Genomic DNA, 11,957 nt, shown 5'->3' on the forward strand with positions numbered 1-11,957 from the left:
GTCCGCCCCGGTGCGGCACCGGAGCGGTGATTCCACCCTGCGCGCGGGAGGTGCTCCGGGTCCAAGGCCTGTTTCGCATCCGACGATACGTCTGAGGCATCACCACAGCTCAGACCGTTGCACACACCCCTGCCGCCACGCAGTCCACCCGCGCCCGCCGGCCGTCGTACGAACTCCTCGCCGGCAAGTACTGCGCCGCGCCCCCGCGACTAAGCGAACGGCGATCGGGAATGGCTTTCCCGGAGCTCTTCTCGGCGGCTCGCCGTGGCCGGGTCGGCGGGAGCCCTTCCACCCCACGGAAAGCAGGAGTGAGCATGCAGTACGTGAAGCTCGGTTCGACGGGCCTGGACGTGTCCCGGATCTGCCTGGGCTGCATGAGTTTCGGGCTGCCCGACCGAGGGCCACACGAGTGGACGCTCGACGCCGAGGGTGCCCGCCCCCTGATCCGCCGCGCACTGGACGCCGGGATCACCTTCTTCGACACGGCGAACGTGTACTCCGACGGCACGAGCGAGGAGATCGTCGGCCGCGCGCTGGCGGAGTTCGCGCGCCGCGACGAGATCGTCATCGCCACCAAGGTGAACGGCGCGATGCACGACGGCCCCAACGGGCGTGGCCTGTCCCGCAAGGCCGTCATGACGGAGATCGACAACAGCCTGCGCCGTCTGGGCACCGACTACGTGGACCTGTACCAGATCCACCGCTACGACCCCGCCACTCCCGTCGAGGAGACGATGGAGGCCCTCCACGACGTGGTGAAGGCGGGCAAGGCCCGTTACATCGGGGCGAGTTCGATGTACGCGTGGCAGTTCTCCAAGGCCCAGTACACGGCCCGGCTGAACGGCTGGACGCGGTTCGTGTCCATGCAGAACCACTACAACCTCCTCTATCGCGAGGAGGAGCGCGAGATGCTGCCGCTCTGCGCGGACCAGGGCGTCGGCGTACTGCCCTGGAGCCCGCTCGCCCGCGGTCGGCTCACCCGTGACTGGGACGTCAGCACCGAGCGCAGCCGCACCGACGAGTACGGCAAGAGGCTCTACCGGCCGGGCGACCGCGAGATCGTCGACGCCGTCGCCCGGATCGCCGCCGAGCGCGACATCCCGCGTGCCCGGATCGCCCTCGCCTGGCTGCTGCGCCGGAGCACCGTGACCGCTCCCATCATCGGTGCCACCAAGGTGGGGCACGTCGACGACGCGGTGGCCGCCCTCGACGTGGAGCTCTCGGAGAAGGAGATCGAGCAGTTGGAGGAGCCGTACACGCCTCGCGCGATCAGCGGGCACTGACGCGCGGCGCCCACCGAACCCGTGGTGAGCGCCCGCACGCCCGGCACGTCCGAGCCGAAGAGGGCCTCCGACTCGGCTTCCGCGTCCGCCGGTGGCGGGCGGGGAGCGCGGTCAGCCGAGGCGTCCAGGGAGGACGCCCGCGCAGTCGTCCTCGGCCGCGTAGGCGGCCAGCCACGCCAGCGGCGCGTTCCAGTTGATGGCCACCTCGTTCGTCGAGTACGAGCCGATGTCGTCGATGTAGCAGGCCTGGGGCGCGCAGCCGGGCAGGTGCTCCTGTGCGACCGGGTCCTGCAGCCCGCTGTTGGGACCGCCCGCGAGGGAGCCCGCCGGCGGGTGCGGCAGCGAGGGGTCGTACTGGTGCGCCCAGAAGCGGTGGTGCTGGTTGTCGGAGTACCGCTCCCCGTATCCGGTCACGTACGACCGGCCCAGGGCGTTGCGGCCCAGCAGGTAGTCCATCGACTCCAGCACTCCGGCGCGGTAGCGCGGGTCCCCGGTCAGTTCCTGGGCGGTGGCCATGACGATCGCGTTGTCGGTGACCGCGCTGTTGGAGCCCCAGACGTACCCGGTGGCGGGGATCGGGACGGCGTATCCCTGCCCGGCCATGGTGGACAGATAGCCGTCCGCCGCGACGGTCACCGAGGCGCGCACCCGCCGGAGGTCGGCCGCGGGCAGCCCGGTGCGTACGGTCGCCAGCGTCAACCTGCCCAGCGCGGCGGTGTCGGCCCAGCTGAAGCCGCCGGACGTGAAGGCGTTCGCGGCGGTGTGCCAGGGCGAGGAGGTCACCGCGTCCCGGTAGGCGCGCTCGCCGGTCGTGGCGTACAACTCGGCGGCTGCCCAGTAGAACTCGTCGGTGACCCGGGTGTCGCCGTAGGCCCCGCCGCCGGTGCTGTCCGAATCCGGCGCGTACATCGCAGGGTTGGCCCGCGCCGCCGTCCAGGCCTTGCGGGCGGCGGTCAGGCAACGGTTCGCGAACGCCGTGTCGTAGGGCCGGAAGACACGGGCGCACTGGGCCGCCGTCGCCGCCAGGTTGAGGGTGGCGGCGGTGGACGGCGGGTGGAGCTCACGGGGCTGGGCGTCCTGCTCGGGCCGGGTCGGCAGCCCGGTCCAGGCGGCGTCGTGGACTTTGTGGAACGCCATACCCGCGTACGGTCTGCCGTCCGGGACCTGCATCCGCATCAGGAAGTCGAGCTCCCAGCGCGCCTCGTCCAGGACGTCGGGCACGCCGTTGCCGCGCTCGGGAACGCGCAGCGTCGAGTCGCCGAGTGCGGACGCGGTGCCCGCTCTCTTCGCCCGTTCGAAGGAATTGACGAGCAGCCAGGTGGAAATGCCGCCGTTCACGACGTATTTGCCCTGGTCGCCCGCGTCGTACCAGCCGCCCCTGACATCCTGCGTGTAGTCGCACACCCCGGACTGACAGGGCACGTTCGTGTCGCCCTGATTGGGTGCGACTCCCAGATGCCCGGCGGGCCGCGCATAGGCGGAACCCACCAGGGAGGCTTCGATCGGAATACCGCTGCGCTGGTGATAGAAGAAGGCCAGCGCGTCGGAGCGCAGCCCGTCGTAGAGATCCGCGCGAATGTCGAAGGGATCGCTGACCGTTCCGTCGACCGTCAGGACGTAACCCGAACCGGTCCGTCCGTACGAGGAGAAGTCGGCGACCTGGGTCGGCTGCCCGGAGGCCGCGTCCGTGCCCCGGCCGACGGTCGACCCCGAGGCGACCACCCTGCCCGAGGCGGTGCGCAGTCGCCAGGTGAGCGGCCCCGTGGCGGAGGTGACCACGGTCGCGCGCTTGGGGCCGTCCGGCAGATAGCCGACTTGGTTGACCCGTACGGCGGTTGTCGCCGTGGCGGCGGTGGCAAGCCCCGTCGCGGAGGGGGCGGTCGCGAGGCCGCCGACGAGTAATGCCCCCGCCAGCAAGGCGGTCGTCAGGTGCCTTCGGCGGCGGCGGGGCAACGGGAAAGCGGACATGAGCGGCTCCCAGCGGTGAGGTGAATCCTGTGCCGCGGCCACGCGAGGTGGACGACGGGAAATGGGAGCGCTCCCAATGGGGAGCATTGCATGGGCATGCCAGGCCGTCAACGGGTCGGTGCGGGCCTTGCCGCTCTTCGGGAGCCTGGTCGGAGGCTTGCGTATGACCGCTCGCCGATGGCTGTAGGGGATTCCGAATTCCTTTTGTGGAGACCTCGGCTGACGTTTGGTCAAACCGTCCGCGCGTGACGGAAAAGGGAAGGTGACGAGATCTCTTGTTTCGGCTCGGCGCACTGTGCAAAGGTGTGCCTTGTTGGCGTGCAGACAATTCGCTTCCTTCTGTACGCGCACGGTGTGCCCGCGCGCCCCTCGCTTCAAAAGAGCTGTCGGAGGGGGCGATTGCGGTAACAACCCCCCATGGGTAGTCCCTCCGCTTCGGCGGGCGGGCTACATACCCATTGGTATGGACTAATTCCTGCGTTACCTTTGGGAGGAAAGCGGACGTGAATGACGCAGCGGTGTCTCATTCCCCCATGCCCGGTCGCTTGTTCGAGGTTTCGGATGAGCGGCTCGCGGCGGACCTGAAGAAGAGCTCGGGGAACACGCCCGCGCACCATCCCGTCGGGGAACTCCTCGACCGCCACTGGGAAGCGGTCTTCGCCTACGCGCGCCTGTGCACCAACGGTGTGCGTCCCGCCGGAATGCTCACCACGGCCGCTTTCACCCGGCTGTTCGGCGAATCGCTGCGGCAGACCGGGCCGACGGCCGCCTGGCGGCCGCAGTTGCTGGTCACCGTACGGCGTATGACCGCCGAATGGCTCGGGGACCAACGGCGGGAGATGCTTCATCCCGAATTGCTGGCCGATTCCGACAGCCGTGACCGGGTCATGGCGCGGCTTCTGCCGCCGGAGAACAGGCGGCAGTTGTCCCGCGCGTTCCAGCGGCTTCCCGAGCCCGCCCGCTGTCTGCTGTGGCACACCGAGGTCGAGGCCGAGCAACTCGCCGCACCCGCTGGGCTGTTGGGCATCAGCGACGACGACGCCCTGGTGGAACTGCGGCGGGCCCGGGAACGCCTGCGCGAGGGCTGCCTGGAAATCCACCGCGAACTGGCACCGGAGGAGGAGTGCCGCCGCTTCCACCGGATGCTCGACGTGTCCCTGCGCCGCGGCGGCCTCGACCTCGACGCCGACCTGAGCAGGCACATGGGCCGCTGCCGGCACTGCCGTCACACAGCCGACCAGCTGAGCCGGTTCAACGGCGACCTCGCGCTGCCCCTGGCCGAGGCTCTGCTCGGCTGGGGCGCCGCGGCCTACCTCGACTCCCGCCCCGGACGCGTCGACGCGATCGTGGAAGTGACGGACGTCCCGGGCGCCGTTCCGGCCGCGTACAGAATCCCTCCCCTTCCCAGCCACGCGCCCCTCGTTCCGGGCGAGCCCTCGCGCCCCGCCCCGCGCAGCCGCGCTTCCGGTGACTCCCGCCCGCCGACGCACAAGGCGCCCCGGCGCTCCTCCCGCCGCGCCCCGCGTCGCAACAACATCGCGCTCGCCGCGCTGACCGTGAGCGGAATGATCCTGGTCCCGCTGGTCCTGTGGGTCACCCAGAGCTCGGACGGCGCGCCCGGCATGGCCGACGGCGCCGGACCCTCGGGCTCGCCCAGTTCGGGTACGGCCAAGGCGCCGGGATCGAAGCCGTCCTGGATAGGCACCGGCGACACGTCGAAGGGCGGCGTGCGCGGCCGGCTGCGCAACACCGAGACCGGGCTGTGCATCGGCATCGTGGGCAAGAAGCCGGCGAAGGGCGTGGAGACCGCGCTCACGCCCTGCTCCTCGGCGGCGAGCCAGGAATGGTCGTACGAGGACGACGGACTGCTGCGCGACCTGGCCGCCCCCGACCTCTGCCTCGACTCCCACCTCGGCTACTCGGTCCAACTCGGGCCCTGCACCGGCGAGTCGCAACCGGGCACCAAGAACGTGCGCTACGACTTCACCCTCCAGGGCACGGTGGTGCCCCGCTGGAACCAGGACCTGGCCCTCACCCCCGCCTCCACCAAGGGCGAGGCGTCCGTGGTCCTCAAGGTCCGGGCGGAGGAGTCCGACCAGCACTGGACGATGGACACCTCGTCGCCCTCGCTCCAGATGGAGGCGGTCAACTGGGACTCCGCCGGGCAGCCGAAGACATCGTCGGGTCGGGCCTCTCCCCAGCCGTCGAAGTCACCGTCGCCGACCGGGCCCAAGGCGTCGCCCCGGCCCTCGGTCGAGCCCTCGACGCCCGCGCCCTCGACACCCGACCACAGCTGCTCCCCGTACTACTACTGCGCGCCTCCGAGCGGACAGTACGGCGCACCCGGGTACGGGTACGGCTACGGAGATGGCTACGGCGGCTACGGCGGCTATGGGTACGGCGGTTACGGGGGATACGGCGGTTACGGACACGGCGGCCATCGCTGACCCGTCCTGTACGTCACACCGACCGCGGCCGGGCCACGCGCGCCTGGCCGCGGTCGTGTTCGTGGTGGTCGTCGGTGTCGGAGTCGTCAGGAACTCGCCGTGGCCGACTGCGAGGCCGCCGTGCCCAGGAACTCCGACCAGCCGCCGAGGGGCGACTGTCCCGGATTGAGGGTGCGCAGCTTGCGCAGTACGGCCGGGTCCTGGGCCTCCAGCCACTGGACGAGCTGGCGGAAGGAGACCAGGCGTACGTCGTCGTGCCCGGCGATCTGCTCGATGGCCTGCTCGACCGCGTCCATGTATATCCCCCCGTTCCAGCGTTCGAAGTGGTTGCCGATGAAGAAGGGGGCGCGGTTGCTCTCGTAGGCGCGGCGGAAGCCGGCGAGGTAGCTGTCTCGGGCCTGGGCGCGCCAGGCGTCGTACATGGACTTGTCCCCGAGCGGGTTGGCGTGGGACTGGTTGGCCATCAGGTTGTAGTCCATCGACAGGACCTGGAAGGAGTGACCGGGGAAGGGTATGGACTGCAGCGGGAAGTCCCAGATCCTGCCGCCCTGGACCTTGCCGGGCCACATCTGCAGGCCGCCGGGGCTGCTGGCGTCGTACTTCCAGCCGAGGGCGGCGGCGGTCGGCAGCAGGTTGGACTGGCCCTCAAGACACGGGGCTCGGCCACCGATCAGCTCCTTCTCGTAGTCGAAGGGGAACGGTTCGAGGTCGGTGAAGCCGGTGTTGGTCTTCCACTCGGTGACGAACTTCTTCGCCTGCGCGATCTCGCTGCGCCACTCGGCGGGGGACCAGCGCCGCACCCCGTCCGCGCCACAGAAGTGGCCGTTGAAGTGGGTGCCGATCTCGTGGCCCTCCAGCCAGGCGGACCGGATCTGCTGGATCGTGGAGTGGATGTGCCGGTCGGAGAGGTAGCCGATCGCGGAGGCGCCCACGGGGTGCTGAGGCGGGCTGTAGAGGTGCTTCTTCGACTCGGGCAGTGTGTAGATGCCGCTGAGGAAGAACGTCATCGAGGCGCCGTGGTCGGCGGCGACCTTGCGGAAGCGGGAGAACAGCTTGTTGCTGAGCTCGCCCGCGCCGTCCCAGGAGAAGACCACGAACTGCGGCGGGCGCTCGCCCGGCTTCAGCCGTTCGGCCTTCGGCTGCTTGGGCTGGGCCCCGGTGTCGGCGGTGGAGCCGTCGCCGATCAGTTTCGGCTTGGGGGACTTGCCGCTCGTGTCCCCCTTGGCGCTGCTGCCCACGGACCAGTCGTTCGCCGAGCAGGCGGTGAGCGCGCCCAGGCCGCCCAGCGCGCCCGCGGTTGCCGTCGCGGTCAGCAGACGCCTGCGTGAGATGCCGGTCATGATGAACCCCCGAAGTTTCTCGATCCGGCTCCCGCCCACGGGCGGGAGCTTCCGTTCCTGTGACGCGCCGCTCCGCGGGGTGCGTCACACGGTGTGATGCGTGGATCGTCGAGAAAGGTCGCCGGGATCGGCACGTGTTGCTGTTCCGTGACAAACCCCGCCGATCCGCGGGGCGGACGGCGGGGCGGGGGAGCGACGTGGGTCGCGGGGTCGGTGACGCGGACCGGGGTCAGGCGCCGTTGCCGGCGCGGACGACGGTCAGGGATACGGAAGAGGCGTTCCCCGACACGGGTACCTCGCCGCCCTTCCACGTGACCTTGAGCGGGTCCCGCTCGTCGGGCGGCGTGACGATCAGCGAGGCGGGCGTCGCCGTCTTCGCCCCGCTGATGCCCGGATTGGAGAACGTCAGCCCCGCCCACGCGCTCCGCCCCGGCGTCAGCGTGACCGTGGTCGGCGTATCGGCGGAGCGCCTCGGGTCGGGCCCGAGCTGCTTGCCCGACGCGTCGACGAACGCCGCCCCGGGGAAGCCACGCAGGGTGCAGGTGCGGTGGGAGGTGTTGGTGAGGACGACGGGGAAGTTCTCCTGACCGGCGCCCGGATTGTTGGCGCCGACCGTCGCGCGCAGCTCCGAGGTGTGGCATCGGGTACTGCCGGACGAGCCGCTCCCGGTCGAGGACGAGTTCGAGCTCGACGACGAGTTCGAGGCAGCTGCCGATGGTGTGAGGGAGCCGGTCGGGGCGGCGCCCGTTCCGGTGGTGTCCGTGGTCTTGTCGCCGGAGGCCGGCTCGGCCGTGCCGGAGAGCTTCTGCGGAGGACTGGCGGTGCCGTGGTCGGTGCCGCAGGCCGTGAGCAGGCCGAGCAGCGCGACCCCCGCGACCAGCGCTGCCCTGTGGGTGGGGGAGGACGGGCGGCGGACGGGAACCGCGTCGCCGGGCCGGAAGGTCGCCATGTCAACACTCCTTGGAATTCACCGCACGCGCCCTGACTCGGCGTGCGAAACGGCGCTCTGTGCTCCGTCACCAGTGTCCGATGCTCGGGCACGCGAAAAAGTTCGCGGAGCGGACCCGCGATTTCCGCGGGTCCCGGAACGGGGATCGTGATCCGGGGCCCGCGGACCCCGGCGCCGCTCGTCAGTTTCCCGCGGGTCAGCCTCCGGCTCGTCAGTTTCCCGCTCGTCAGCCTGCGGCCCGTATGGAGCCGAGTACGTGGTCGGTCGTCGCGGCGTTGCCGGCGGCCTGACGGATCTGGACGTACAGCTGTGGCTGCTGGTTCCCGCCCGCCGCGGTGAGCCCCGCCTCCGTGAGTGAGCCATGGCTGCCCGGACAGGCGTTCCAGGTGCGGATCAGCCCGTGCCAGCGCGTGCCCGTGTAGGTGCGGCTGCCCTCGTAGTGGCAGTCGATGTGGGCGATGGTCGCGACCCTGGCGCGCACGTCGCCGTGTGCGCTCAGGCCGACGAACACCCCGTCCACGCCCGAGCTCAGGTTCTGCCACCTCGCCAGGTCGTCCGCGACGGCGAGACCCGGTTCGTGCGTGTCCGGCAGGCCCACGGTCCGCGGATTCCACCCGGAGTCGCGCAGTTGGCGGCCCCACCCGCCCGGGACCTCGACCGAGACCTGCCCTGAGGCGTCCTCGACCGTCACGGACGGGGCGTCGGACCCTCGGGTCACGAGCGCGGTGGTCACACCGGCCGCGCCGATCACGACCGCGGCGGCCACGGCCACCAGCACGGTCCGCCGACGGCGCCGGGGCACGCGGACCGCCCCCATCGACACCTGTTCGGCCAACCGTTCCAACTCCACGGCCAGGCTCAGCGCCGTGGGCCAGCGCCGCTCGCGGTCGGGTTCCATGGCGCGCAGCAGCGCCCGCCGCACGTCCGGGGCCAGATCCGTACGCAGCCGTTCGGGTCGTACGACCTTGCCGGGCGGCCCGGGGACCGACCCCGTGACCAGGTGGTAGCCCAGAGCACCGAGGCTGTACACGTCGGCCCGCGCGTCGATGCCCGAACCGGGCTGGGCCTGCTCGGGCGGGGTGTAGCCCGCGGAACCGGCCGCCATCGTCAGCCCGGAGGCCTGCGCCAGGCTCTTGGCGAGCCCGAGGTCGGCGAGCAGGACGCGATCGGCGCCGCCGGTGGAGGTGCGCAGCAGTACGTTGGACGGTTTGATGTCGCGGTGCACGATCCCGGCCTCGTGCAGCGCGGCCGCGGCCCGTGCCGCGAGGGCCGTCAGGCGCAGTGCCTCGGCGATGGGCAGCGGCCCGGCCTCGATCCGGTCGTCGAGGGTGCCTCCGTCGGCGTACTCCATGACGAAGTAGGGCCTGCCGTCGGGTAGTTCACCGATGTCGTAGACCTGGACGACCCGGTTCGAGTCGGCCTTGCGCAGCAGCCGGGCCTCGGAGAGGAAACGTTCGCGGACGTCGAGGTGGTCGGCCCAGTTGTCGGACAGTACCTTCAGGGCGACGACGGCCTCGAGCACCTCGTCGTGGGCCAGCCACACCACGCCGAAGCCACCCGCGCCGAGACGCCGGTCCAGACGGTAGCGACCGATCCGATCGAGGGGACCCCTCACCATGGACAACCCGTCGCAAAGCCTGTGAGCCGGTGGGTTCGACCACGGTCGAGATGGCCTGGCATCTGTTCACCAGCGGGCATTTGCTCTCCAGGGCGGGGCGGATGCCACGAGCGCGGCGCTGTGGCCGCTGTCCCTAGAGGGGTTGCTGCTCCTGGCAACGGTCGGGCTGTTGAAGCCTACCGGTCACGTCGGCCGCCGAGCACGCGGCACCATGCGGAGGGCGTTCTTCCTCGGTATCCCCTGTGTCGTCGCAGATGGAGGCTTTATGGGGGACTTCGTAAGCACCCGGCGCAGGCTGCCAGGAGGAGCCCGACGGAGAACGCCCAGGCCCCGAGGAAGCATGCCGACGGCGGTGTCCATCTCCTTTCACCCCGCCTCCCCGGCGGAACCGGGTAGGGGCGCGACCTCCGGGCTGTCCGACGGAGCGGGACGGAGAGAGCCCCAGCCAACTGGGGCGCGCCGAACGACGCCGGGTGCGTGCAACTATGATGCGTGGCCTCTGATCGACACCGAGGGGAGCACCCCGTGCAGGACGCGGCGGCGACCGAGGAGCTCGCGCTGCGCGCGGCCTCGGGTGATCCGGCGGCCCTTGATCTGCTGCTCCAGGGGATCCGACCGGAGGTCGTGCGGCGCTGCGGGCGCTTCCTGCCCTGCCGCGAGGACGCCGAGGAGGCTGCGCAGGACGTCCTCCTCCAGGTGGCGCGGAAGATCACCTCATTCGAGGGGCGAAGCCGATTCAGTACCTGGCTCTACACCGTCGTCGCCAACTGCGCCCGTCAGAAGTACCGCGAGCTGAAGCGGCGGGCCGCCGAGCAGCCGGACGCGATCGACGCCTCGCAGCACGTCGACCCGCGTACCACGAGCGTGATCGCCGGATCCCGCATCGACCTCCTGGAGGCGCTGGAGCGCCTGGAGCGCGAACACCCGCATCTGGTGGCGCCGTTGGTCTACCGGGACATCTGCCAGCTGGAGTACGCCGAGGTCGCCGAGCGCGTCGGCATTCCGCTCGGCACGCTCAAGTCCCGGCTGCACGAGGCGCGCAGGCAGGTCAGGCCCTGGCTGGTCGACGCGTCCTGACGGATCGGCGCCCACCTGCCGCGGTCGACCACCGCGCGAGCCGTCAACCGGCCCGAATCCCAAGTCGGTTGTGGCGCCAGGTAAGAGGTTGATGATAAGTCGCGGCAGGGTCTGCCGGCGGCCTTGATCATGTCGGTACTGTCCACCGTTGTGTCGAACGGCAGTCGTTCAACGGCCGTTCTACGCGCGCAGATCGGCGCCCCGCACCGCCTCTTCCCCCGCCCCCACCCATGGAGGAATGCCGGATGCTCACCCCCACAAGGCCCCGCCACAGACTCGCCGTCGCCCTCACCGCGCTCGGCGTGCTGCTCACGGGAGCCGCGCTCCAGACGACCACCGCCGCCCCCGCGCACGCGGCCACCACCCATCACGTCCTGTTCGACAACGGACACGCCGAGACGGCGGGCAACGCCGACTGGATCGTCTCCACCAGCCAGCCGAACCCGCTGGGCGAGGACTCCTCGCCGTCCTCCGAGACCGACTGGACCGGCGCGCTCTCCTCATGGGGCGTGGCTCTGCAGAAGACCGGCGGCTACAGCCTGGACACGCTGCCTTCGGGCTCCAAGCTGACGTACGGCGGTACCTCGGCCACCGACCTGTCGAACTTCGACACGCTGGTGCTGCCCGAGCCCAACACGCTCTTCACGACGGCCGAGAAGACCGCGATCATGACGTTCGTGAAGAACGGCGGCGGTCTGTTCATGATCTCCGACCACACCGGCGCCGACCGCAACAACGACGGCTACGACGCGGTGAAGATCCTCAACGACCTGATGACCAACAACAGCGTCGACTCCACCGACCCGTTCGGCTTCTCCATCGACTCGCTGAACATCAGCTCGGGCTACCCGGCGGCGATCAGCGACAGCACCGACGCCGTCCTGCACGGCTCGTTCGGTACCGTCACCAAGAGCCTCATCGCCAACGGTACGACGGCCACGCTGAAGCCCGCCGACAACTCGTCGGTCAAGGGCCTGCTCTACCGCTCCGGTTACTCGGGCAACACCGGGGCCTTCTTCGCCACCAGCACCTTCGGCAGCGGCAAGGTCGCCTTCTGGGGCGACAGTTCGCCGATCGACGACGGCACCGGCCAGTCCGGCAACACGCTCTACGACGGCTGGAACGACACCGGCGCCACCAACGCCGCCCTCGCGCTGAACGCCACCGAGTGGCTTTCCTCGTAGGCGAGCCGAGCCTCTGAACGAGCCGAGCCTCTGAACGAGGCGAGCCTCTGAACGAGTCGAGCCTCGTGGAGGAGTCGAGCAAGTGAGCCCG

General features: G+C 70.5%; 7 protein-coding genes and 1 pseudogene. 4 read left to right on the forward strand and 4 right to left on the reverse strand.

Annotated features, from left to right (window positions below; all coding sequences use genetic code 11):
* The first annotated feature begins 314 nt into the window (after window positions 1–314).
* Window positions 315–1,283, forward strand: a complete 969-nt coding sequence (locus tag AAFF41_RS42025) for an aldo/keto reductase (RefSeq protein ID WP_319749131.1) — start codon at window positions 315–317, stop codon at window positions 1,281–1,283.
* Window positions 1,284–1,394: 111 nt separating this feature from the next.
* Here AAFF41_RS42025 and AAFF41_RS42030 read toward each other — a convergent pair whose 3' ends face one another.
* Window positions 1,395–3,251: a glycoside hydrolase family 9 protein gene (locus AAFF41_RS42030; protein WP_319749130.1), complete on the reverse strand. Its 1,857-nt coding sequence runs from the start codon at window positions 3,249–3,251 to the stop codon at window positions 1,395–1,397.
* Window positions 3,252–3,784: 533 nt separating this feature from the next.
* Between AAFF41_RS42030 and AAFF41_RS42035 the strand changes: the two genes are divergently transcribed.
* Window positions 3,785–5,698: an RICIN domain-containing protein gene (locus AAFF41_RS42035; RefSeq protein WP_319749129.1), complete on the forward strand. Its 1,914-nt coding sequence runs from the start codon at window positions 3,785–3,787 to the stop codon at window positions 5,696–5,698.
* 86 nt (window positions 5,699–5,784) lie between these two features.
* On the opposite strand, the gene AAFF41_RS42040 is transcribed toward AAFF41_RS42035, so the two are convergent.
* The 3 genes from AAFF41_RS42040 to AAFF41_RS42050 form a co-directional block, all read right to left on the reverse strand.
* On the reverse strand, window positions 5,785–7,038 hold the full coding sequence (locus tag AAFF41_RS42040) for a polysaccharide deacetylase family protein (protein ID WP_319749128.1): 1,254 nt from the start codon (window positions 7,036–7,038) through the stop codon (window positions 5,785–5,787).
* Between the two features lie 229 nt (window positions 7,039–7,267).
* Window positions 7,268–7,987 (reverse strand): DUF4232 domain-containing protein, encoded by a 720-nt coding sequence (locus AAFF41_RS42045; RefSeq protein WP_097287449.1) that lies wholly within the window; start codon window positions 7,985–7,987, stop codon window positions 7,268–7,270.
* 226 nt (window positions 7,988–8,213) lie between these two features.
* A complete protein-coding gene (locus tag AAFF41_RS42050) occupies window positions 8,214–9,605 on the reverse strand; it encodes a serine/threonine-protein kinase (RefSeq protein ID WP_319749127.1) in 1,392 nt (463 codons plus the stop codon).
* A gap of 525 nt (window positions 9,606–10,130) precedes the next feature.
* Here AAFF41_RS42050 and AAFF41_RS42055 point away from each other — a divergent pair.
* On the forward strand, window positions 10,131–10,682 hold the full coding sequence (locus AAFF41_RS42055; protein WP_097287451.1) for an RNA polymerase sigma factor: 552 nt from the start codon (window positions 10,131–10,133) through the stop codon (window positions 10,680–10,682).
* A 245-nt stretch (window positions 10,683–10,927) separates the two neighbouring features.
* Window positions 10,928–11,860, forward strand: a pseudogene (locus AAFF41_RS42060) (hydrolase); the annotation flags it as partial.
* Between the last annotated feature and the right edge of the window lie 97 nt (window positions 11,861–11,957).

Origin of the sequence: Streptomyces mirabilis, from assembly GCF_039503195.1 — a bacterium.
GTDB lineage: Bacteria > Actinomycetota > Actinomycetes > Streptomycetales > Streptomycetaceae > Streptomyces > Streptomyces mirabilis_D.